This is a genomic window from Streptomyces sp. NPDC025833, assembly GCF_055558055.1.
On the sequence record NZ_JBVHNF010000009.1, the window covers coordinates 28,530 to 51,139 of the forward strand.

Consider the following 22,610-nt stretch of genomic DNA (forward strand, 5'->3'; position numbering starts at 1 on the left):
CCTGAACTCGTGTACCCAGAACTCGTGTACCCAGGTGCCCGGGTGGCACCCCGTCATCTTGGTGCCAAGTGGTGCGTGCACCCGGTTCGTATGGTTCCCGACCCTCCCAGCGCCGGTGGGCGGTGGCCGCGCATCACCTGACCCGCCACCCGAAGGAGTGAACATCGGAGGGGAGTTGGCGGGCAAATTCCTCTGGCGTGTGCCGGGGCCTTGCGCGGTGGGCCGGTTGGACGCGCGCCACAGGCTTTGACAGGATTCGCCACCACGCCTTCCCGGAGCCACTCAATACTGCCCAAAACAGGCGCCTGACCTGCGGGGCAGCGGGAATTCACCGGGTGCTCACCGGCCTTTGGCGCATCCTGTGAAGGGCTCGTGCAGACTGGCTGGATGCGTACTGATCTCGTTTCGGAACCCGGCGACGCCGACCGCCCCAACGAGGACTTCGCCGGGGTCGGACTACCCGCCTCGGGACAGGGGGGTTGTGTGATCGTCCTGGACGGGGTGACGCCGCCCGCGGGCGGGACGGGCTGTCTGCATTCCGTCCCCTGGTTCACCGCGCGCCTGGGCGGCGCGCTGACCGAACTGACCCTTTCCGGACGAGATCTGACGCTCACGGAGATTCTCTCGCTGGCCATCCGCCGTACCGCCGAGGCCCATGCGGACTCCTGTGACCTTTCTCACTCGCGGACGCCTCAGGCAACCGTGGTGCTGACCCGCTGGTCCCCGGCCGCCGTCGAGTACCTGGTGCTGTCCGACTCGGCGCTGCTGGTGCGGGGGGCCGACGGGACCGTCACCCCGGTGCTGGACGACCGGCTCGACCGGCTCCCCCGCTCCGCGCTCGCCACGGCCGCCCTGGTCGACGCGGAGCTGCGCAACAAGGAGGGCGGCTTCTTCACGGCCGCCGCCGACCCGGCCGTGGCCGCCCGGGCGGTCACCGGCTCGCTGCCGCGGCACGAGGTGCGGGCGCTGGCCGCGCTCACCGACGGCGCGACCCGCTGGACGGAGAAGTTCCGGGAGGGCGACTGGACGGCCCTGTTCGACGTGGTCGCCAAGGAGGGCGCCCGGTCGCTGGTCGAGCGGGTGCGGGAGCTGGAGGACGCGGACCGGGAGCGGCGGGCGTTCCTGGGGCGCGGCAAGACGCACGACGACGCGACGGTGGTGTACGTGGAGCTGTGACCGCCGCCCGGCCGCGGCGCCGTCCGGCTACTTGGCGATGACGCCGTTCAGCTCGTGGAGCAGCCGGGCCAGCTCGGAGACCTCCCGGCGGTCCCAGTGGGCGAGCTGGCGGACGTAGCGGCCGCGGCGGGCCTCGCGGACGGTGCCGACGCGGCGGCTGCCCTCCTCGGTGAGGGTGACGAGCCAGGCGCGGCCGTCCGCGGGGTCGGGCTCGCGGGCGATCAGGCCCAGTTCCTCCAGGGCGCGCAGCTGGCGGGACATGGTGGCCTTGCCGACGCCGATGTAGGCGGCCAGCTCCGTGGCCCGCTGGCCGCCGAGCTCGTCCAGCCGGATGAGCAGGCCGTACGCCGAGGACTCCAGGTCGGGGTGGACCTCGCGGGCCATCTCGCCCTGATTGGCCCGGGCGCGCCGGAGCAGCACGGTCAGCTCGCGCTCCAGCGCGAGGAACTCCTGGTCTGCACCACTGGGTGTCACCTGGCCGGCGGCGTGGTGTCCGCCGCCGTTTCCGTCCTCGTGCACGTCAGCACCCCTGATCGGTTTCGCAGTACTGAAAGTTTCCGTCGAACGACGTCATCGCCGCAGCTCCGTCAGTATTTCGCAGGCGTAGACCAACGGCGTCCCCCGGACCCCCTTCCAGGCCGTCATCTACGTGCGTAGCTTCTTTATCACGCCCTTAATGGCATGCCCACGACCAGTGGGCCGGGCGGTCGGCACCACCCTCCCCCACGCACCTCCCCCACGCACCACCCCCACACCCCACTCCCCGGAGGCACGTCATGACCGTGCTCAGACCCGGTTCCACTCGCCCCCTCCGCCCACGCCCGCTCGCCGTGCTGGTCACGGCCCTGCTGGCGGCGCTCTCCCTCACCCTCCCCCTCACCTCCGCCCGGGCCGCGAGCACACCCGGCCGCGGCTCGGCGTACATGGGCATGGGCGTCCTCGCCCACGACGGCCGAAACGGCACCCCGAGCACGGGCGACGCCACCCAGACCGAGGGGGTCGACGTCGCCGGCTACCAGGGCAACGTCGCCTGGTCCACGCTGTGGGGCAGCGGGGTGCGCTGGGCGTACACGAAGGCCACCGAAGGCACGTACTACACCAACCCGTACTTCGCCCAGCAGTACAACGGCTCCTACAACGTGGGCATGATCCGCGGCTCGTACCACTTCGCCACCCCGGACACCACCAGCGGCGCCACCCAGGCCAACTACTTCGTCGACCACGGCGGCGGCTGGTCCCGGGACGGCAGGACGCTGCCCGGCGCGCTCGACATCGAGTGGAACCCGTACGGGGCAGCCTGCTACGGCAAGACCGCGAGCCAGATGGTCGGCTGGATCGCCGACTTCATCAACACGTACAAGGCGCGCACCAGCCGGTACCCCGTGATCTACACGGCCACGAGCTGGTGGACCCAGTGCACGGGCGACTACGGCGGCTTCGCCGTGAACAACCCGCTGTGGATCGCCCGCTACGCCGCCGACCCGGGGACGCTGCCGGCCGGGTGGTCGTTCTACACGATGTGGCAGTACACCTCCTCCGGCCCGACCGTCGGCGACCACGACAAGTTCAACGGCGCGCTGGACCGGGTGCAGGCCCTGGCCAACGGCTGACCCACCGGCCGACGCCTCCCCGGGCGGCGCGCGCGAGTCCGTACGGGGCGTGCCGGCACGGGCGAGCACGGGCGCGGCGGAGGCCCGGCCCCCTCGGGGGAGCCGGGCCTCCACTCGTCCCGCGGCGTCCGTCACGCCGCCACGGGCACCTCCGGCGCCGCGTCCCGGGCGGCGGGCGCGAGCGCCAGCTCCAGGACCTGGCGGACGTCGGTCACGGCGTGGACGTCGAGCTTGTCCAGCACCTCGGCCGGGACGTCGTCCAGGTCCGGCTCGTTGCGCTTGGGGATGATCACGGTGGTCACCCCGGCGCGGTGGGCGGCGAGCAGCTTCTGCTTCACGCCGCCGATGGGCAGCACCCGGCCGGTCAGCGAGACCTCGCCGGTCATGGCGACGTCCGTGCGGACCAGGCGGCCGGACAGCAGCGAGGCGAGGGCCGTGGTCATCGTGATGCCCGCGCTCGGGCCGTCCTTCGGCACCGCGCCCGCCGGGAAGTGGATGTGCACGCCCCGGTCCTTCAGGTCCGCCACCGGCAGCTCCAGTTCCGCGCCGTGGCTGCGCAGGAAGCTCAGCGCGATCTGCGCCGACTCCTTCATCACGTCCCCGAGCTGACCGGTCAGGGTCAGGCCCGCCGCGCCCGTCTCCGGGTCGGCGAGGGACGCCTCCACGAAGAGCACGTCACCACCGGCGCCGGTCACCGCGAGGCCGGTCGCCACACCGGGGACGGCCGTACGGCGCTGCGCCGGGTCCTGGGCGGACTCGGGGACGTGGTGCGGGCGTCCGATCAGAGCGCGCAGGTCCTCGTCCCGGACGGTGAACGGCAGTTCCCGCCGGCCCAGTTCGTGCTGTGCCGCGACCTTGCGCAGCAGCCGCGCGACGGACCGCTCCAGGGTGCGCACGCCCGCCTCGCGGGTGTACTCGCCGGCGAGCCTGCGCAGCGCACCCTCCTCGATCATGACCTCGTCCTCGCCCAGCCCGGCCCGCTCGAGCTGGCGCGGCAGCAGGTGGTCGCGGGCGATGACGACCTTCTCGTCCTCGGTGTAGCCGTCCAGCCGGACGATCTCCATGCGGTCGGCGAGCGCCTCCGGGATGGCCTCCAGCACGTTGGCGGTGGCCAGGAAGACCACGTCCGACAGGTCGAGTTCGACCTCCAGGTAGTGGTCCCGGAAGGTGTGGTTCTGCGCCGGGTCCAGCACTTCGAGCAGGGCCGCGGCCGGGTCGCCGCGGAAGTCGGAGCCCACCTTGTCGATCTCGTCCAGCAGGACCACCGGGTTCATGGACCCGGCCTCCTTGATCGCGCGCACGATCCGCCCGGGCAGGGCGCCGACGTAGGTCCGGCGGTGGCCGCGGATCTCGGCCTCGTCGCGGACGCCGCCGAGGGCGACCCGGACGAACTCGCGGCCCATCGCGTGCGCCACCGACTGGCCGAGCGAGGTCTTGCCGACTCCCGGCGGCCCCACCAGCGCGAGGACGGCACCGCCGCGCCGGCCGCCGATGACGCCCAGGCCCCGGTCGGCACGCCGCTTGCGCACCGCCAGGTACTCGGTGATGCGCTCCTTCACGTCCTGCAGGCCCGCGTGCTCGGCGTCGAGCACCTCCTGCGCGCCCCGGATGTCGTAGGCGTCCTCGGTCCGCGCGTTCCACGGCATCTCCAGGACGGTGTCCAGCCAGGTGCGGATCCACGAGCCCTCGGGCGACTGGTCGGAGGAGCGCTCCAGCTTGTCGACCTCCTTCAGGGCGGCCTCGCGGACCTTCTCCGGGAGGTCGGCGGCCTCCACCCGGGCGCGGTAGTCGTCGGACTCCTCGCCCTCCTGCTCGCCGTTCAGCTCGCGCAGCTCCTTGCGGACGGCCTCCAGCTGCCGGCGCAGCAGGAACTCGCGCTGCTGCTTGTCGACGCCCTCCTGGACGTCCTTGGCGATGGTCTCGGCCACGTCCTGCTCGGCGAGGTGGTCGCGGAGCTGCTGGGCGGCGAGCCTCAGCCGGGCCACCGGGTCGGCGGTCTCCAGCAGTTCGACCTTCTGCTCGGTGGTCAGGAACGGCGAGTAGCCGGAGTTGTCGGCCAGCGCCGCGACGTCGTCGATGGCCTGGACGCGGTCCACGACCTGCCAGGCGCCGCGCTTCTTCAGCCAGCTGGTGGCGAGCGCCTTGTACTCCTTGACCAGCTCCGCGACCTGACCCGGCAGCGGTTCCGGCACGTCCTCCGCGACCCGGGTGCCCTCGACCCAGAGCGCTGCGCCCGGACCGGTGGTGCCGGCGCCGATGCGCACCCGGCCGCGGCCGCGGACCAGGGCGCCGGGGTCGCCGTCGGCCAGCCGGCCGACCTGTTCGACCGTGCCCAGGACGCCCGTCTTCGCGTACGTGCCGTCGACGCGCGGCACGAGCAGCACCTTGGGCTTCCCGGTCGTCGAACGGGCGGCGGCCTGTGCGGCCTCCACCGCGGCCCGTACCTCGGCGTCACTCAGGTCCAGCGGAACCACCATGCCGGGCAGGACGACCTCGTCGTCGAGCGGCAGCACGGGCAGAACGAGCGTGAACGCCGTGGACTCAGCAGCCATGATCTCCCCTTAGGCAGTCAACTTGAGCTATGCCGACTCAATGTTCTGCAGGCGAGGATTGTTCCCCCAGCCGTGTTCGCTCTCAGCGATCACCGATCCGGCGGCGGAACGGCGGCGGAACCCCGGCGTCATCGGCGCGGATTGACGAGGGGCCGCGCGGTCCGCGGTCGGCGCGCGGCCCGGTGGCTCGCGGCACGACGGGGACAACGCGCGGACGCGTGCGGAACTTCCGGGCGGCCGGTGTCCCGGCGCCGGTTCAGGGCGCGGCCGGCGGCGTCCCCGGCGCCGTCGGCCGCCGGCGCCGCAGCAGCGGCCAGCCGGCGACGCCCAGGGCGAACGCGATCAGGTGGCCCCAGTCGGTCAGCGGGTCCGTGGACGCGACGAGGCCGCTCAGCAGCGAGCCGCCCGTCAGGACCAGCAGGGGCCGGCGCAGCCAGGGGGTGAGCAGGCCGGCCAGGGCGCCGGTGCTGGCGGCGACACCGAAGCTGATGCCGTAGTCCAGGCGGTGCAGCGAGGACGCCGGCAGGTGGCCGAACAGGACCGCCACCCCCACGGTGCCCTCGGTGGCGAGGGTGGCCAGGACGTGCCCGGCCAGGAAGACACCGGCGGCCCGCACCCCGCCCGCGCGCCGCTCCAGCGCGGTGAGCACCAGCAGGAACGCGACGCTGTACGGCGAGAGGAGCCCGCCCGCGATCCACAGCGCGCTCGCCACCAGCACCGGCACCGGCGCGCCCGCCAGGTGGGCCACGTCCGTGCTGGAGCCCTGCTGGAGGGCGTGCACCAGGCCGGCGTCGGCCCGAGCCGCGAACAGGGAGGTGACGGCCAGGACGGCCGCGTAGCCGAAGGTGAACGGCGTGCCGGCCGGGGTGGGCAGCAGCCGCCGCCACCGGCGGAGCGCCCCCCGCGCCGGAGCGGGCACGCGGCGCGGGGCGCGGGCGGTGTCCGGGGCGGGCGCGAGGGCGGTGCCGCGCTGGCGGGGCATCCCTTCCAGCAGGCCGGACGGCACCGGGACGGCGGCCGTACCGCCGGGCGGGGGCGGGGACGGCACGGGCGGGGACGCGTCCGTGCCGGGGCCCGGCGTGCTCCGTTCCACCGTGGGGCGCTCCTTCCGTCGCGCCCCACCCTTCGCGTTCGGCGGGCCGCTGTCCATGACCGACGCCACGCGGGAGCGGATCGGCGGCACCCCCGCCCCCGTTCGCGGTCGCCGCCGGCGCGCACCACTCGTCCGTGGACGTCATGCGTAATTCCCGTGCCCGCCAGGCGGTGTTCGAGCAGGATGGGGGCATGACTGCCGTGTACGACACTCCCGTGGTCCTGGATCGGCGCGACGGCCCGTACGGCGAGGTGGTCCTGCGCAGGCACGGGCCGCTGCTGCAGATCATCGCCAACGGCTGCTTCCTGATGGACACCTCCGACGGCCGCTCGGAGCGGCTGCTGGTCGACGCCGCCCGGGACGCGCTGGACGGGCGCCCTGCGCCGGAGGTGCTGATCGGCGGGCTGGGCGTGGGGTTCTCGCTCGCACACGCCGCGGCCGACCCCCGGTGGGGGCGGATCACCGTGGTGGAGCGGGAACCGGCCGTCATCGACTGGCACCGGGCCGGACCGCTGGCCGAGGTGTCCGCGGCCGCGCTCGCGGACCCGCGTACCGTGCTCGTCGAATCGGATCTCGTCGCGTACGTCAATGAGACGTCGGACACGTTCGACGCGCTGTGCCTCGACATCGACAACGGCCCCGACTGGACGGTCACGGCCGGCAACGACGGCCTGTACTCCGCGGCCGGACTCGCGGCCTGCACAAGGGTGTTGAGACCCGGCGGGGTGCTCGCGGTGTGGTCGGCGCGACCCTCCGCGGATTTCGAAGGAACCTTGCGGAATGCCGGGTTCGGACAGGTGCGTACCGAAGAGGTGCCCGTTGCCCGGGGCGTTCCCGATGCCGTCCACCTCGCCGTCCGACCTGGATAGCGACAGCGCGGTGAGTCCCCGTAATGTGCTGCCCTGACGCCGATCTTTCGTGCGTCGGACGCAGACATGGGATCACCCCACGGATTCCGGAAAGCAACAACAGGGGCGGGCGATGGAGCAGACACACACCTCCCAGAGCGGCGCGACCAGCACCCAGGGCGCCCAGCGCCGGGTGCTGGTCGTCGAGGACGATCCCACGATCGTCGACGCCATCGCGGCCCGGCTCCGCGCGGAGGGATTCCTGGTGCAAACCGCGGCCGACGGTCCGGCCGCGGTCGACACGGCCGAGGCGTGGCAGCCCGACCTGCTGATCCTCGACATCATGCTGCCCGGCTTCGACGGGCTGGAGGTCTGCCGGCGCGTGCAGGCCCAGCGGCCGGTGCCGGTGCTGATGCTGACGGCGCGGGACGACGAGACGGACATGCTGGTCGGGCTCGGGGTCGGCGCGGACGACTACATGACCAAGCCGTTCTCGATGCGGGAGCTGGCGGCCCGCGTGCACGTGCTGCTGCGCCGGGTGGAGCGGGCGGCGATCGCCGCCTCCACGCCCCGCTCGGGCATCCTGCGGCTCGGCGAGCTGGAGATCGACCACGCGCAGCGCCGGGTGCGGGTGAAGGCCGAGGACGTCCACCTGACGCCCACCGAGTTCGACCTGCTGGTGTGCCTGGCGAACACCCCGCGCGCGGTGCTCTCCCGCGAGCAGCTCCTCGCCGAGGTGTGGGACTGGGCCGACGCCTCCGGCACCCGCACGGTGGACAGCCACATCAAGGCGCTGCGCCGGAAGATCGGCGCCGAGCGGATCCGCACCGTGCACGGTGTGGGTTACGCGCTGGAGACGCCGACACCGTGAGCGACGGCGGGCGCCACACCGCACGGAGGAGCCCCGGGACCCCGGGCGGGGACCCCTGGGGCGGCGTACGCCCGTTCTCGATCAAGACCAAGCTGGGCGCTCTGGTCGTCATCGCGGTGCTGATCACGACCGGACTGTCCATCGTCGCGGTGCACACCAAGACGGAACTGCGCTTCATCACGGTCTTCTCGATGATCGCCACGCTGCTGATCACCCAGTTCGTGGCCCACTCGCTCACCATGCCGCTGGACGAGATGAACACGGTGGCCCGCTCCATCGCCCAGGGCGACTACACGCGCCGGGTGCGGGAGAACCGCCGGGACGAGCTCGGCGACCTGGCCCAGACGATCAACGTCATGGCCGACGAGCTGGAGGCGCAGGACATCCAGCGCAAGGAGCTGGTGGCGAACGTCTCGCACGAGTTGCGCACCCCGATCGCGGGGCTGCGCGCGGTGCTGGAGAACATCGTCGACGGGGTCACCGAGGCCGACCCGGAGACCATGCGGACGGCCCTGAAGCAGACCGAGCGGCTCGGCCGCCTGGTGGAGACGCTGCTGGACCTGTCCCGGCTGGACAACGGCGTGGTCCCGCTGAAGATGCGGCGTTTCGAGGTGTGGCCGTACCTGTCGGGCGTGCTGAAGGAGGCGAACATGGTCGCCACCGCGCGCGCCGGCATCGCCTCCGGCTCCGGCAGCCACACGCGCGCGGACGTCCACCTGCACCTCGACGTCTCGCCGCCGGAGCTGACCGCGCACGCGGACCCCGAGCGGATCCACCAGGTCGTCGCCAACCTGATCGACAACGCGGTCAAGCACAGCCCGCCGCACGGCCGGGTCACGGTGAAGGCGCGGCGCGGGCCGCGGCCGGAGTCGCTGGCGCTGGAGGTCCTGGACGAGGGGCCCGGCATCCCCCGGTCGGAGTGGCACCGGGTGTTCGAGCGGTTCAACCGCGGTGCGGTGACCCGTCCGCACGGCCCGGGCAGCGACGGCGGCACGGGCCTCGGACTGGCCATCGCCCGGTGGGCGGTGGACCTCCACGGCGGCCGGATCGGTGTGGCCGAATCCGAGCGGGGCTGTCGGATCATCATCACTCTCCCGGGTCTGCCTTCCGGTTCAAGTTGACGTAAAGTTCCGAGCGGAAGCGCAAGATCCACGACGGCCGCCGCCCTTCGGCGCAGCTCGACACGTGTGATCAGGGCTGGCCCGCGCCACGCGTCGGACGAGGACGCGCCGGGTCGGCGCCGGTGCTTCCTTCCACGTGCGGAACCACGCTTGTTTCCCGCCATTTCAAGCCCTGAAACAAGATTTTTGATGTGACTTGCGCGACGTTGAACGGACCCGACCTGACCTTCCCGGCCCCGGAGGCGTAGCCTTTATTCCCGCTGTCCATCACCTTGTGAAGCGGAAGAGGGCGGTTGCCGCCGTGTCGCCACAGTCCCCCAGTAACTCACCGAGCATCTCCACCGACGACCAAGCCGGGAAGAACCCCGCGGCCGCGTTCGGTGCGAACGAGTGGCTCGTCGACGAGATCTATCAGCAGTACCTCCAGGACCCGAATTCGGTAGACCGTGCCTGGTGGGACTTCTTCGCCGATTACAAGCCGGGGGCTCCTGCCACCCCCGCTCCGGCGGGTACTGCGGCCGCGGGGGCCGCAGACACCACCACCGCGGCCCCGCAGGCGCAGCCCGCGGCCCCGGCCCCCCAGGCCGCCGCCCCGGCCCCCGCGGCCCCGAAGCCCGCCGCCGCTGCGGCCACCCCGGCCCCGGCTCCGGCCCCCGCGGCGAAGGCCGCCCCCGCACCCGCCACGGCCAAGCCGGCGCAACCCGCACAGGCGCCCGCTCGGCCCAAGGCGGCGGCGAAGGCCGCTCCCGCCACGGAGGCCCCCGAAGGCCCCGAGTACGTGACGCTGCGCGGTCCGTCCGCGGCCGTCGCGAAGAACATGAACGCCTCGCTGGAGCTGCCGACCGCCACCTCGGTCCGCGCGGTCCCGGTGAAGCTGCTGTTCGACAACCGCATCGTCATCAACAACCACCTCAAGCGCGCCCGGGGCGGGAAGATCTCCTTCACGCACCTGATCGGCTTCGCGATGGTGCAGGCCATCAAGGCCATGCCGGCGATGAATCACGCGTTCGGCGAGAAGGACGGCAAGCCGACCCTGGTCAAGCCGCCGCACGTCAACCTCGGCCTGGCCATCGACCTGGTCAAGCCCAACGGTGACCGCCAGCTCGTCGTGGCCGCCATCAAGAAGGCCGAGACGCTGAACTTCTTCGAGTTCTGGCAGGCCTACGAGGACATCGTCCGCCGCGCCCGCGACGGCAAGCTGACGATGGACGACTTCACCGGCGTCACGGTCTCCCTGACCAACCCCGGCGGCCTCGGCACCGTCCACTCCGTGCCGCGCCTGATGCCCGGACAGTCCGTGATCATGGGCGTCGGCGCCATGGACTACCCGGCGGAGTTCCAGGGCACCAGCCAGGACACCCTGAACAAGCTCGGCATCTCGAAGGTCATGACGCTCACGTCGACCTACGACCACCGGGTGATCCAGGGCGCCGCCTCCGGCGAGTTCCTGCGCCAGGTCGCGAACCTGCTGCTCGGCGAGAACGGCTTCTACGACGACATCTTCGAGGCCCTGCGCATCCCCTACGAGCCGGTCCGCTGGCTGCGGGACATCGACGCCTCGCACGACGACGACGTCACCAAGGCCGCCCGCGTCTTCGAGCTGATCCACTCCTACCGGGTCCGCGGCCACGTCATGGCCGACACCGACCCGCTGGAGTACCGCCAGCGCAAGCACCCCGACCTGGACATCATCGAGCACGGCCTCACCCTGTGGGACCTGGAGCGCGAGTTCGCCGTCGGCGGCTTCGCCGGCAAGTCGATGATGAAGCTGCGCGACATCCTCGGCGTGCTGCGCGACTCGTACTGCCGCACCACCGGCATCGAGTTCATGCACATCCAGGACCCCAAGCAGCGCAAGTGGATCCAGGACCGCGTGGAGCGCCCGCACTCCAAGCCGGAGCGCGAGGAGCAGCTGCGCATCCTGCGCCGGCTGAACGCGGCGGAGGCCTTCGAGACCTTCCTGCAGACGAAGTACGTCGGCCAGAAGCGGTTCTCGCTGGAGGGCGGCGAGTCCGTCATCCCGCTGCTCGACGCGGTGATCGACTCCGCCGCGGAGTCCCGCCTGGACGAGGTCGTCATCGGCATGGCCCACCGCGGCCGCCTGAACGTCCTCGCCAACATCGTCGGCAAGTCGTACGCGCAGATCTTCCGCGAGTTCGAGGGCAACCTCGACCCGAAGTCGATGCACGGCTCCGGCGACGTGAAGTACCACCTGGGCGCCGAGGGCACCTTCACCGGCCTGGACGGCGAGCAGATCAAGGTCTCGCTGGTCGCCAACCCCTCGCACCTGGAGGCGGTCGACCCGGTCCTGGAGGGCGTCGCCCGCGCCAAGCAGGACATCATCAACAAGGGCGGCACGGACTTCACGGTCCTGCCGGTGGCGATCCACGGCGACGCGGCCTTCGCGGGCCAGGGCGTGGTGGCCGAGACCCTGAACATGTCGCAGCTGCGCGGCTACCGCACCGGCGGCACGGTCCACATCGTCATCAACAACCAGGTCGGCTTCACCGCGGCCCCCGAGTCCTCGCGCTCCTCCATGTACGCGACGGACGTGGCCCGCATGATCGAGGCCCCGATCTTCCACGTGAACGGCGACGACCCGGAGGCCGTCGTGCGCGTGGCGCGGCTCGCCTTCGAGTTCCGCCAGGCGTTCAACAAGGACGTGGTGATCGACCTCATCTGCTACCGCCGCCGCGGTCACAACGAGTCGGACAACCCGGCCTTCACCCAGCCGCTGATGTACGACCTGATCGACAAGAAGCGCTCGGTGCGCAAGCTCTACACCGAGTCCCTGATCGGTCGCGGCGACATCACCCTGGAAGAGGCCGAGCAGGCGCTCCAGGACTACCAGGGCCAGCTCGAGAAGGTCTTCACCGAGGTCCGCGAGGCCACCTCGCAGCCGGCCTCCGGTGACGTCCAGGCCCCGCAGGACGGCTTCCCGGTCGCGGTCCCGACCGCGATCCCCGCCGAGGTCGTCAAGCGGATCGCCGAGTCCCAGGTCACCGTGCCCGAGCACATCACCGTCCACCCGCGCCTGCAGCCGCAGCTCCAGCGCCGCGCGGCGATGGTCGAGGACGGCACGATCGACTGGGGCATGGGCGAGACCCTCGCCGTCGGCTCCCTGCTGCTGGAGGGCACCCCGGTCCGCCTGGCGGGCCAGGACTCCCAGCGCGGCACCTTCGGCCAGCGCCACGCGGTGCTGATCGACCGGGAGACCGGCGAGGAGTACACCCCGCTCCAGTACCTCTCCGAGGACCAGGCGCGGCTGACCGTCTACAACTCCCTGCTCTCCGAGTACGCGGCGATGGGCTTCGAGTACGGCTACTCGCTGGCCCGCCCGGACGCGCTCGTGATGTGGGAGGCGCAGTTCGGCGACTTCGTCAACGGCGCCCAGACGGTCGTGGACGAGTTCATCTCCTCGGCCGAGCAGAAGTGGGGCCAGACCTCCGGCGTCACGCTGCTGCTGCCGCACGGCTACGAGGGCCAGGGCCCGGACCACTCCTCGGCCCGCCCGGAGCGGTTCCTCCAGCTCTGCGCGCAGAACAACATGACGGTCGCGATGCCGACCTCGCCGTCGAACTACTTCCACCTCCTGCGGTGGCAGGTGCACAACCCGCACCACAAGCCGCTGGTCGTCTTCACGCCGAAGTCGATGCTGCGCCTGAAGGCCGCGGCGTCGAAGGCGGAGGAGTTCACGAGCGGCGAGTTCCGCCCGGTCATCGGCGACGGCTCGGTCGACCCGGCCGCGGTCCGCAGGGTCGTCTTCTGCGCCGGCAAGGTCTACTACGACCTGGAGGCCGAGCGGCAGAAGCGCGGCGCCACGGACACGGCGATCATCCGCATCGAGCGGCTGTACCCGCTGCCGGGTGACGAGCTCCAGGCGGAGGTCAACAAGTACCCGAACGCCGAGAAGTACCTGTGGGTGCAGGAGGAGCCGGCGAACCAGGGTGCCTGGCCGTTCATCGCGCTCAACCTGATCGACCACCTCGACCTGGCGGTCGGCGCGGACATCCCGGCCGGCGAGCGGCTGCGGCGCATCTCGCGCCCGCACGGCTCGTCCCCGGCGGTGGGCTCCGCCAAGCGCCACCAGGCCGAGCAGGAGCAGCTGGTGCGTGAGGTCTTCGAAGCGTAGACCCCGGGCGGTCCGCACGGACACCAGGGCCCGGTGCCGAGTTCCCACTCGGCACCGGGCCCTCCTGCTGTCCGCCCCCGGCGGCGGTGTCCTACTCGTCGTCCTCGTCGTCGAGTCGCGCGAGCCAGGTCGCGAGCCGTTCCACGGGCACCTCGAAGTCCGGGTTCAGGTCGACGAAGGTGCGCAACTGCTCGGCAAGCCACTCGAAGGTGACCTCTTCCTCGCCGCGCCGCTTCTCCAACTCCTCGATACCGCGGTCGGTGAAGTACATAAGGGTGCGTCTCCTGCGTTCCGTCCAGCCGGGCGATGACTCCCACCAGCCTATGCGCCCCGGAACCGCCCGGCGGCCGCGGGAACCACGGCTCCGCACACCCCGCGCCCCGGCCGCCGGCCTTGACTTCCCGCGACCGCGATATATCGTGTTTACGAGAGGACGCGATATGGCGTGTCGCGGCCGTGCCGAGGAGGTTCCATGTCCGAGTGGTCCGTCACCGCACCCCAGAAGCTGACCTTCGACGCGCCCGTGCACGACCTCCAGGTCCGCATCGTCAACGGCGCGGTGAACGTCGTGGGCACGGACGAGGAGTCCGCGCGGCTGGAGGTCTCGGAGCTCGACGGCCCTCCCCTGCGGGTCACCCGGCACGACGGCACGCTCGTCGTGGGGTACGAGGACCTGCCGTGGAAGGGCTTCCTGAAGTGGCTGGACCGCAAGGCCTGGCGGCGCAGCGCCGTGGTCTCCCTGGCGGTCCCCGCCGGCACCCGCGTGGAGGTGGGGGTGGTCGGCGCGGGCGCCGTCGTCTCGGGTCTGAGCGGTCCGGTGGAGATCCGGGGCGTGACCGGTGACACCACCCTGGTCGGCGTCTCGGGCCCGGTCCGCGCGGACACCGTCTCCGGGAGCCTGGAGGCCCAGGCGGTCACCGGCGACCTGACGTTCCACTCGGTGTCGGGCGACCTGACGGTGGTGGAGGGCTCAGGACCCGCCGTGCGCGCCGACACCGTCAGCGGCTCGATGATCGTCGACCTGGACCCGGACGGCCTCACGGACGTCGGCCTGACCAGCGTCTCCGGCGAGATCGCCGTCCGCCTGCCGCACCCGGCGGACGCCGAGGTGGAGGCGAACACCGCGAGCGGCACCGTCTCCAACGCCTTCGACGGACTGCGGGTGCACGGCCAGTGGGGCGCCCACAAGATCACCGGCCGGCTCGGCGCGGGCACCGGCAGGCTCCGGGCCACCACGGTCTCCGGCTCGCTCGCCCTGCTGCGGCGCCCGCCCCGGGAGGACGGGGAGGGCGAGCCCCCACGGGCCCCGGGAGCCGGTACCCCCGGAGCCGCTGCCTCCGGAGCCGGTGCCGGCGGGCCGGGCACCCCGCCGTCCGGAGCGACCCCGCCCGCGAGCGGCCCGACCGGCGCCGACGGCGCCCCGGCCGACGGCACGACCGACAAGAAGGTGCTCTGACATGGCTCCCGTCTTCGCCCACGGCCGTCTCCGGCTCTACCTGCTCAAGCTGCTCGACGAGGCCCCGCGCCACGGCTACGAGGTGATCAGGCTCCTGGAGGAGCGCTTCCAGGGGCTGTACGCCCCCTCGGCCGGCACGGTCTACCCCCGCCTGGCCAAGCTGGAGGCGGAGGGCCTGGTCCGGCACACCACCGAGGGCGGCCGCAAGGTGTACGCCATCACGGACGCGGGCCGCGCCGAACTGGCCGACCGCAGCGGCGAGCTGGCCGACCTGGAGCTGGAGATCCGCGAGTCGGTCGCGGAACTCGCCGCCGAGATAAGGGCGGACGTGCGCGGCGCGGCCGGCGACCTGCGCCGTGAGATGCGCGCGGCCGCGTCCGAGGCCCGCCGCGGCACGGGCGCCGCCGGGGGCGAGCCGCCCTTCGGGGACGGCGAGATGGACGACAAGGAGGCGTGGAAGGCCGCCAAGGAGGAGATGCGCCGGGCCAAGCAGGAGTGGAAGGAGCAGGCCCGGCGCGCCAAGGACGAGAGCCGGCGGGCGCGCGAGGAGGCCCAGCGGGCCCGGCGCCAGGCGCAGGAGGCGCAGGCGCGGGCGCGGGCCCAGGCCCAGGAGGAGGTGCAGCGCATCGCCCGCCGGGTGCAGGACCGCGTCCAGGACCACTTCACGCGTGGCGACTGGCCGACCGGCGTCCGCGAGGGCCTGACCGAGCTGGCCAAGGAGTTCGGCGACTTCGGGAAGGACTACGGCAAGGGACTCGGCCGGGAGTGGGGTTTCGGCCGCGGCGCGGAGGACCGGCCGGAGCCGGCCGCACAGCCGCAGCACACCGCCGCCCCGGAGGACTTCCCCGTCGGGTACGAGCCCTCCTGGGCGCACGAGGCCCCCACCGGTGACCCGGCCCGCGACCTGGACCGGCTCCTGGACCGCTTCCGGGACGACATCCGTGACGCGGCCCGCGACCACGGCGTCACCCCGGACCAGCTCGGCGAGGCCCGCCACCACCTGTCCACGGCGGCGTCCCGCATCGCGGCCCTCCTCCAGACCCGGCAGCCCTGACCCCGGCAGCCCCGGCCCCGGTCCCCCACCGCCCACGGCGGAGGAAGGCGGGCCCGGTGTCGGGGCCCGCCCCTCGGTCCGGCGGCCGGGAGAGACCCGGGCGGTCTCAGGCGCCGGTGAGCACGATCTTGCCGAAGTGCTCGCCGGACGCCAGCCGCTCGAAGCCCTCGCGGGCCCGGTCCAGCGGCAGCTCCTCGTCGATGACGGGCCGTACGCCGGTCGCGGCGCAGAAGGAGAGCAGGTCCTCCAGTTCGTCCTTGGTGCCCATCGTGGAGCCGACGACCTTCAGCTCCAGGAAGAAGATGCGGGTCAGCTCGGCGTGCGAGGGCCGGTCGCCGCTGGTGGCGCCGGAGATGACGAGCGTGCCGCCGGGCCGCAGGGACTTCACCGAGTGGGACCAGGTGGCGGCGCCCACGGTCTCGATGACGGCGTCGACCCGCTGCGGCAGCCGGGCCCCGGGCTCCACGGCCTCCACCGCACCGAGCTCCACGGCCCGCTTCCGCTTGGCCTCGTCCCGGCTGGTGGCGAAGACCCGCAGCCCGGCCGCCCGGCCCAGCACGATCGCGGCCGTCGCGACACCGCCGCCCGCGCCCTGCACGAGGACCGAGTCGCCGGGCCGTACCCCGGCGTTGGTGAACAGCATCCGGTACGCCGTCAGCCAGGCGGTCGGCAGGCAGGCGGCCTCGGCGAAGGACAGCTCCTTCGGCTTCGGCAGGACGTTGAAGGCCGGGACCGCGACCTGCTCGGCGAGGGTGCCCTGGTAGCGCTCGGTGAGGATGGAGCGCGGCTCGTCGGGGCCGACGCCGTGGCCGGTCTGGCCGATGACGGAGTGCAGGACGACCTCGTTGCCGTCCGCGTCGATGCCGGCGGCGTCGCAGCCGAGGATCATCGGCAGCCGTTCCGGCGGCAGGCCGACGCCCCGCAGGGACCAGAGGTCGTGGTGGTTGAGGGAAGCGGCCCGCACGGTGACGGTGGTCCAGCCGGGACGGGCCTCGGGAGCCGGACGCTCCCCCAACTCGAGGCCGGTGAGCGGCTGGTCGCGGTCGATTCGGGCGGCGTAGACAGCGAACATGGAGCCGACGATAGGTGCGCGATGCGGCCGGCGGAACCAGTCCGCCCTGTGACACATGCCCTCTTGCGTGACGGCACCCGTGCGGCGCAGACCACCGCCGACGCCCCGGGAAGGGCCGCGCCGCGCCTCGGCCGGCGGGGGCGGACAGCACGACGGCCCCGCCCGGGTGGACGGGGCCGTGCGCGCTACGACGTCAGCGCCGGGCGACGCCCTCGGCGCGCGCGGCGGCCGCGACCGCCGCGGTGACCGCCGGGGCGACCCGCTCGTCGAACGGCGAGGGGATGACGTAGTCGGCGGCGAGGTCGTCGCCGACCACCGCGGCCAGCGCCTCCGCCGCGGCGATCTTCATGCCCTCGGTGATGCGCGTGGCCCGCACCTGGAGGGCGCCGGCGAAGATGCCGGGGAAGGCCAGCACGTTGTTGATCTGGTTCGGGAAGTCCGAGCGCCCGGTGGCGACGACGGCCGCGTACTTGTGCGCGACCTCCGGGTGCACCTCGGGGTTCGGGTTGGCCATGGCGAACACGAAGGCGCCCTCGGCCATGGAGGCGACGGCCTCCTCCGCGACCGTACCGCCGGAGACGCCGATGAAGACGTCGGCGCCCGCCAGGGCCTCCTCCAGCGAGCCGGTCAGGCCGGCCTTGTTCGTGAAACCGGCCAGCTCGCGCTTGACCGGGGTCAGGTCCTCCCGGCCGGCCGAGACGACGCCCTTGCGGTCCGCCACCGCCACGTCCCCGATGCCGGCCTCGACCAGCATCCTGGCGATGGCGACACCGGCCGCGCCGGCGCCCGAGATGACGGCCCGGAGCTGCCCGATCTCACGGCCGCTCAGCCGGGCCGCGTTGCGCAGCGCAGCGAGCGTCACGATGGCCGTGCCGTGCTGGTCGTCGTGGAAGACCGGGATGTCCAGGCTCTCCTGGAGCCGGCGCTCGATCTCGAAGCACCGGGGCGCCGAGATGTCCTCCAGGTTCACTCCGCCGAACGAGGGAGCCAGCCGGACGACGGTCTCGACGATCTCGTCCACGCCGGTGCAGTCGAGCGCGATCGGCACCGCGTCGACGCCGCCGAACTGCTTGAACAGGATCGCCTTGCCCTCCATCACGGGGAGGGAGGCCTGGGGACCGATGTCCCCGAGTCCGAGCACGGCCGTACCGTCGGTCACGACGGCGACCACCGACGACTTCCACGTGTAGTCGTTGACCAGCTCCGGCTGTTCCGCGATCGCGGTGCACACGCGCGCGACGCCGGGCGTGTACGCGAGGGAAAGGTCGTCCTTGTCGCGGACCGGCACGGTGGCCTGCACGGCCATCTTGCCGCCGCGGTGCAGCGCGAACACGGGATCGAAGGAATCGAGGGGCTCTGCCCCTTCCTGATCCGCTTTGCTGTCGCTGCGAGGATTGACGATCTCCGCTGCCACTTTGTCTTACCCCTTAGGTATGCATGGTTTGAGGGTCGACCACTCCTGGTGAGGGGTGGGCGGGCACCGCGTACGGCCTGACTGCTGATACGTGTGGGGCCGTACACGACGGGCGCGCCGCACACGCGCCCTGAGCCCCGGATGAGGGGTGTAAAGAACCTTCTTACCGGACGGACGGGGCCCGCGACGAGTCCAATAGGTCCAAGGTCACACCCCGGAACCGGCAGGCGACACCGCGGCGACGCGCGGTCGACGGTCCGGAATGGCGTGAATACACCTCTGCCCGGCTGATCACATCGTGAGACACGCCGAAGATTTTCCGGCTGGAGTGCCGGATTCCCGCAGATGGTCCGGCGGCTATGGACCGGGGTTGTACCGACCTGATGCGGTTCGGGGGCCGCCCGTTATCCGATTTTGACATGGCGAGTCCCTTGAATGGCGTAGTCCGAATGGCAAGATGCCGTAAACCCACGAGGTCGCGGCACCCGAAGGTGTGTGTTTCCGTCGACCCATCGGCAACTCTTCCCATCAGCCGGAGGAACCACGATGACCGCAAGCTCCACCCGTCGTACCACCGCCACGCGCTCCCCTCTGGCCGCGGTCGGTGCGATCGCGGTCGCAGGCGCCCTGTTGCTCACCGGCTGCGGCGACCAGACCAAGGAGAAGAACAAGGAGACCGGCGCGGGCGCGAGCAGCGCCCCGCTCGCCGACAAGCTGCCCCAGGACATCCGGAACAAGGGCAAGATCCGGGTCGGCTCGGACATCGCGTACGCGCCCGTGGAGTACAAGGACTCCGCGGGCAAGGTCGTCGGCCTCGACCCCGACCTGGCCGACGCCCTCGGCAAGCAGCTCGGCGTGACGTTCGACTTCGAGAACGGCACCTTCGACGGCCTGCTCACGGGTCTGCGCTCGGACCGCTACGACATGGCGATGTCGGCCATGACGGACAACAAGAACCGTCAGGAGGGCATCGACCCGGGCACCGGCAAGAAGGTCGGCGAGGGCGTCGACTTCGTCGACTACCTGACCGCCGGTGTCTCGATCTACACGCGCAAGGGCGACACCATGTCCATCAAGACGTGGGACGACCTGTGCGGCAAGAAGCTCGCCGTGCAGCGCGGCACCACCTCGGACGAGCTGGCCAGGCAGCAGGCCAAGAAGTGTCCCGGCGGCAAGAAGCTCGCCATCGAGGCCTTCGACGACAACGAGCAGGCCCAGACCCGGCTGCGCTCGGGCGGCGCGGACGCCGTGTCCGCCGACTTCCCCGTCGCGGCGTACGCGGTGAAGACCTCCGGCGGCGGCAAGGACTTCGAGATAGTCGGCGAGCAGGTCGAGGCGGCCCCGTACGGCATGGCCGTCGCCAAGGGGAACACCCGGCTCCGGGACGCCCTCCAAGCGGCGATGGACGCGATCATCAAGAACGGCGAGTACCAGAAGATCCTCGAGAAGTGGGGCGCGCAGGACGGCGCCGTCAAGCAGTCCGCCATCAACGGCGGCAAGTGACCCGCGACCGGCAGCAGCGGCCACCGAGAGGCACAATCCGTGACTGACATAGACAAGACGGCGGGGCCGGCGGGCACGCCCACGGCCGGCGTCGAGGCCGTCAAGGCCATCCCGGTGCGGCACTACGGGCGTTACGTCGCCGCCGTCATCGCGATCGCGGTCCTCGTCGCGATCGTCTACGCGTTCGGCCAGGGCAGGATCAACTGGCACGCGGTCCCCGACTACTTCTTCGACGACCGGATCATGACCGGTGTCGGCAAGACCCTCCTGCTGACGGTCCTGTCGATGCTGATCGGCATCGTCGGCGGCATCCTGCTCGCGGTGATGCGGCTGTCGAAGAACCCGGTGACCTCGTCGATCGCCTGGTTCTACATCTGGTTCTTCCGCGGCACCCCGGTCCTGGTCCAGCTCTTCCTCTGGTTCAACCTGGGCCTGGTCTTCGAGTACATCAACCTGATGCCGTTCTACAAGGACTACTGGTCGAGCTTCATGACGCCGCTGCTGACGGCGCTGCTCGGCCTGGGTCTGAACGAGGCGGCGTACATGGCGGAGATCTGCCGGGCCGGCCTGCTCGCGGTGGACGAGGGCCAGACCGAGGCGGCCCACGCGCTCGGCATGAGCCACGCCAAGACGCTGCGCCGGGTGGTGGTCCCGCAGGCGATGCGCGTGATCGTGCCGCCCACGGGCAACGAAGTGATCAACATGCTGAAGACGACCTCGCTGGTGGCGGCCGTCCAGTATCCCGAGCTGTTCCGCTACGCCCAGGACATCGGCCAGAACTCGGGCGCACCGGTGGAGATGTACTTCCTCGCCGCGGCCTGGTACCTGATCATGACCTCGGTGCTGAGCGTCGGCCAGTACTACATCGAGCGGTACTACGCCCGCGGCTCCAGCCGCCAGTTGCCGCCGACGCCGTGGCAGAAGGTCAGGGCCGGCATGTTCTCCCTGGGCCGGCCCAAGGGAGGCATGGCATGACCGACAAGCTGAACAAGACGCAGGACACCCCGGCCGTGGACGGCGTCCCGATGGTCAGGGCGCAGGGCGTGCACAAGTCCTTCGGCCACGTCGAGGTGCTGAAGGGCATCGACCTGGAGGTGAAGCCGGGCGAGGTGTTCTGCCTCATCGGCCCCTCCGGCTCCGGCAAGTCGACCTTCCTGCGGTGCATCAACCACCTGGAGAAGATCAACGCCGGGCGGCTGTACGTCGACGGCGAGCTGGTCGGCTACCGCCAGCAGGGCGACAAGCTGTACGAGCTGCGCGACCGCGAGGTCGCCATGAAGCGGCGCGACATCGGCATGGTCTTCCAGCGCTTCAACCTGTTCCCGCACATGACGGCCGTGGAGAACGTCATGGAGGCGCCGGTGCAGGTGAGGGGCGTGAACAGGACGCAGGCCAGGGAGCGCGCCATGCAGCTGCTGGACCGCGTCGGCCTCGGCGACCGGGCCGGCCACTACCCCTCGCAGCTCTCCGGCGGCCAGCAGCAGCGCGTGGCGATCGCCCGGGCCCTGGCGATGGACCCGAAGCTGATGCTGTTCGACGAGCCGACCTCGGCCCTGGACCCGGAGCTGGTCGGTGACGTCCTGGACGTCATGCGGGACCTCGCCGAGTCCGGCATGACCATGGTCGTCGTCACCCACGAGATGGGCTTCGCCCGCGAGGTGGGCGACAGCCTGGTGTTCATGGACGGCGGTGTGGTGGTCGAATCCGGCCACCCGCGGGACGTGCTGACGAACCCGCGGCACGAGCGGACGCAGTCGTTCCTGTCGAAGGTGCTGTAACCGGCCCCGGCCGGGACGACGAGGGGCCCCGCCGCACCGGCCGGTGCGGCGGGGCCCCTTTCCCGTCGGCCGCCCCGGGGGGGCGGGCCCCGGGCCTACTTCAGGGCCAGCAGCAGCGTGTCCGACGGCGAGCACCACACGGGCCGGGCCTCGGCGAAGCCCTGTTCGCGCAGCACGCGCGCGTGCCAGGCCGCCGAGGGCGTGTCCCCGTCGGCGTGTTCGCCGTAGATCTCGAAGCGCCGGGCGGTCGGTCCGGCGAGGACCGGGTCCTCCGCCGCCACCCGCCACCACTCGGCCCAGTCCAGCGCGCCCTCCCCCTTGGCCTGATCCATGCGGGCGTGCCGCCGGGCGCGCTCGGCCGCGTTGATCCGGGGCGTGCTCTCGTCGATCATGTGGTCCGCGTTCATGAAGACACCGCCGTCGCGGACCAGCTCCGCGACCTGACCGTAGAGGGCCGCGAGGGGTTCGGTGTGCAGCCAGTGCAGGGCGGTGGCGGTCAGGACGGCGTCGTAGGAGTCGTACGGCAGCCGGGCCCGCCAGTCGGGGTCCAAGAGGTCGGCGGTGACGAAGGAGACGCGGTCGTCGCCCTCGAAGGTGCCCTCGGCGATGGCGAGCAGCGCGGGATCGAGGTCGACGCCAGTGCTGGTGGCCCCGGGGAGGCGGCGCAGCAGCCGGGCGGTGATGCTGCCGGTGCCGCAGGCGAGGTCGAGGACCCGCGGGGCCGTGCCGACGAGCGCCTCCACCATGTCGAGCATGATCGTGAACCGCTCCTCGCGGTCCGGCATGTACCACTCCTGCTGCCGGTCCCAGCTCTCCTGCCAGGCGGCCCAGTCGGTTCCGGTGCTGGTGGTCATGGAGCACGGACTCCCTTCGCTATGCGTAATACCCTTACAGCACGACGGGCTGTTACCCGGCCGCAGGCACGACAAT

Annotated in this window: 18 protein-coding genes; 11 read left to right on the forward strand and 7 right to left on the reverse strand. The window is 71.9% G+C overall.

Annotated features, from left to right (window positions below; all coding sequences use genetic code 11):
- Positions 1 to 387 precede the first annotated feature (387 nt).
- The gene (locus ACZ4K2_RS17170; protein WP_467473537.1) at positions 388 to 1,176 is read left to right on the forward strand and encodes a protein phosphatase 2C domain-containing protein; all 789 of its coding nucleotides are present in this window, start codon (positions 388 to 390) and stop codon (positions 1,174 to 1,176) included.
- 27 nt (positions 1,177 to 1,203) lie between these two features.
- On the opposite strand, the gene ACZ4K2_RS17175 is transcribed toward ACZ4K2_RS17170, so the two are convergent.
- Positions 1,204 to 1,695 carry a MarR family winged helix-turn-helix transcriptional regulator gene (locus ACZ4K2_RS17175; RefSeq protein ID WP_467473538.1) on the reverse strand — a complete coding sequence of 164 codons (492 nt, stop codon included), beginning with the start codon at positions 1,693 to 1,695 and terminating at the stop codon, positions 1,204 to 1,206.
- Between the two features lie 257 nt (positions 1,696 to 1,952).
- On the opposite strand from ACZ4K2_RS17175, the gene ACZ4K2_RS17180 reads away from it, so the two are divergent.
- The gene (locus ACZ4K2_RS17180; protein WP_467473540.1) at positions 1,953 to 2,786 is read left to right on the forward strand and encodes a lysozyme; all 834 of its coding nucleotides are present in this window, start codon (positions 1,953 to 1,955) and stop codon (positions 2,784 to 2,786) included.
- A gap of 131 nt (positions 2,787 to 2,917) precedes the next feature.
- On the opposite strand, the gene lon is transcribed toward ACZ4K2_RS17180, so the two are convergent.
- Together lon and ACZ4K2_RS17190 are read right to left on the reverse strand one after the other, a co-directional pair.
- Positions 2,918 to 5,338 carry an endopeptidase La gene (gene lon, locus ACZ4K2_RS17185; RefSeq protein WP_467473542.1) on the reverse strand — a complete coding sequence of 807 codons (2,421 nt, stop codon included), beginning with the start codon at positions 5,336 to 5,338 and terminating at the stop codon, positions 2,918 to 2,920.
- Between the two features lie 256 nt (positions 5,339 to 5,594).
- Positions 5,595 to 6,431 (reverse strand): rhomboid-like protein, encoded by an 837-nt coding sequence (locus ACZ4K2_RS17190; protein WP_467473544.1) that lies wholly within the window; start codon positions 6,429 to 6,431, stop codon positions 5,595 to 5,597.
- Positions 6,432 to 6,622: 191 nt separating this feature from the next.
- Here ACZ4K2_RS17190 and ACZ4K2_RS17195 point away from each other — a divergent pair, with 191 nt between their 5' ends.
- The 4 genes from ACZ4K2_RS17195 (at position 6,623) to ACZ4K2_RS17210 (ending at position 13,403) form a co-directional block, all read left to right on the forward strand.
- Positions 6,623 to 7,300 carry a spermine/spermidine synthase domain-containing protein gene (locus ACZ4K2_RS17195; protein ID WP_467473546.1) on the forward strand — a complete coding sequence of 226 codons (678 nt, stop codon included), beginning with the start codon at positions 6,623 to 6,625 and terminating at the stop codon, positions 7,298 to 7,300.
- Between the two features lie 112 nt (positions 7,301 to 7,412).
- On the forward strand, positions 7,413 to 8,150 hold the full coding sequence (locus tag ACZ4K2_RS17200; protein WP_467473547.1) for a response regulator transcription factor: 738 nt from the start codon (positions 7,413 to 7,415) through the stop codon (positions 8,148 to 8,150).
- Positions 8,147 to 9,271 (forward strand): HAMP domain-containing sensor histidine kinase, encoded by a 1,125-nt coding sequence (locus tag ACZ4K2_RS17205; protein WP_467473549.1) that lies wholly within the window; start codon positions 8,147 to 8,149, stop codon positions 9,269 to 9,271. Before ACZ4K2_RS17200 ends, ACZ4K2_RS17205 begins: the two co-directional genes overlap by 4 nt.
- A gap of 301 nt (positions 9,272 to 9,572) precedes the next feature.
- The gene (locus ACZ4K2_RS17210; protein WP_467473550.1) at positions 9,573 to 13,403 is read left to right on the forward strand and encodes a multifunctional oxoglutarate decarboxylase/oxoglutarate dehydrogenase thiamine pyrophosphate-binding subunit/dihydrolipoyllysine-residue succinyltransferase subunit; all 3,831 of its coding nucleotides are present in this window, start codon (positions 9,573 to 9,575) and stop codon (positions 13,401 to 13,403) included.
- A 91-nt stretch (positions 13,404 to 13,494) separates the two neighbouring features.
- Here the strand turns inward: ACZ4K2_RS17210 and ACZ4K2_RS17215 are convergent, their stop codons facing one another.
- Entirely contained in the window at positions 13,495 to 13,674 is a 180-nt protein-coding gene (locus ACZ4K2_RS17215) for a DUF6104 family protein (protein WP_003992906.1), read from the reverse strand.
- A gap of 201 nt (positions 13,675 to 13,875) precedes the next feature.
- Here ACZ4K2_RS17215 and ACZ4K2_RS17220 point away from each other — a divergent pair, with 201 nt between their 5' ends.
- On the forward strand, positions 13,876 to 14,859 hold the full coding sequence (locus tag ACZ4K2_RS17220) for a DUF4097 family beta strand repeat-containing protein (RefSeq protein ID WP_467473551.1): 984 nt from the start codon (positions 13,876 to 13,878) through the stop codon (positions 14,857 to 14,859).
- Between the two features lies 1 nt (position 14,860).
- On the forward strand, positions 14,861 to 15,913 hold the full coding sequence (locus ACZ4K2_RS17225) for a PadR family transcriptional regulator (RefSeq protein ID WP_467473553.1): 1,053 nt from the start codon (positions 14,861 to 14,863) through the stop codon (positions 15,911 to 15,913).
- Positions 15,914 to 16,019: 106 nt separating this feature from the next.
- Here ACZ4K2_RS17225 and ACZ4K2_RS17230 read toward each other — a convergent pair whose 3' ends face one another.
- Entirely contained in the window at positions 16,020 to 16,985 is a 966-nt protein-coding gene (locus ACZ4K2_RS17230; RefSeq protein ID WP_467473555.1) for a zinc-binding dehydrogenase, read from the reverse strand.
- Between the two features lie 193 nt (positions 16,986 to 17,178).
- Positions 17,179 to 18,399 carry an NAD(P)-dependent malic enzyme gene (locus tag ACZ4K2_RS17235; RefSeq protein ID WP_467473557.1) on the reverse strand — a complete coding sequence of 407 codons (1,221 nt, stop codon included), beginning with the start codon at positions 18,397 to 18,399 and terminating at the stop codon, positions 17,179 to 17,181.
- 546 nt (positions 18,400 to 18,945) lie between these two features.
- On the opposite strand from ACZ4K2_RS17235, the gene ACZ4K2_RS17240 reads away from it, so the two are divergent.
- The 3 genes from ACZ4K2_RS17240 to ACZ4K2_RS17250 are packed head-to-tail and all read left to right on the forward strand — an operon-like array spanning position 18,946 to position 21,680.
- A complete protein-coding gene (locus ACZ4K2_RS17240) occupies positions 18,946 to 19,902 on the forward strand; it encodes an ABC transporter substrate-binding protein (protein ID WP_467473560.1) in 957 nt (318 codons plus the stop codon).
- Between the two features lie 39 nt (positions 19,903 to 19,941).
- Positions 19,942 to 20,877 carry an amino acid ABC transporter permease gene (locus tag ACZ4K2_RS17245; RefSeq protein WP_467473562.1) on the forward strand — a complete coding sequence of 312 codons (936 nt, stop codon included), beginning with the start codon at positions 19,942 to 19,944 and terminating at the stop codon, positions 20,875 to 20,877.
- Positions 20,874 to 21,680 carry an amino acid ABC transporter ATP-binding protein gene (locus ACZ4K2_RS17250; RefSeq protein WP_467473563.1) on the forward strand — a complete coding sequence of 269 codons (807 nt, stop codon included), beginning with the start codon at positions 20,874 to 20,876 and terminating at the stop codon, positions 21,678 to 21,680. Before ACZ4K2_RS17245 ends, ACZ4K2_RS17250 begins: the two co-directional genes overlap by 4 nt.
- Positions 21,681 to 21,775: 95 nt before the next feature.
- Here ACZ4K2_RS17250 and ACZ4K2_RS17255 read toward each other — a convergent pair whose 3' ends face one another.
- The gene (locus ACZ4K2_RS17255) at positions 21,776 to 22,534 is read right to left on the reverse strand and encodes a class I SAM-dependent methyltransferase (RefSeq protein WP_467473565.1); all 759 of its coding nucleotides are present in this window, start codon (positions 22,532 to 22,534) and stop codon (positions 21,776 to 21,778) included.
- Positions 22,535 to 22,610: the final 76 nt, after the last annotated feature.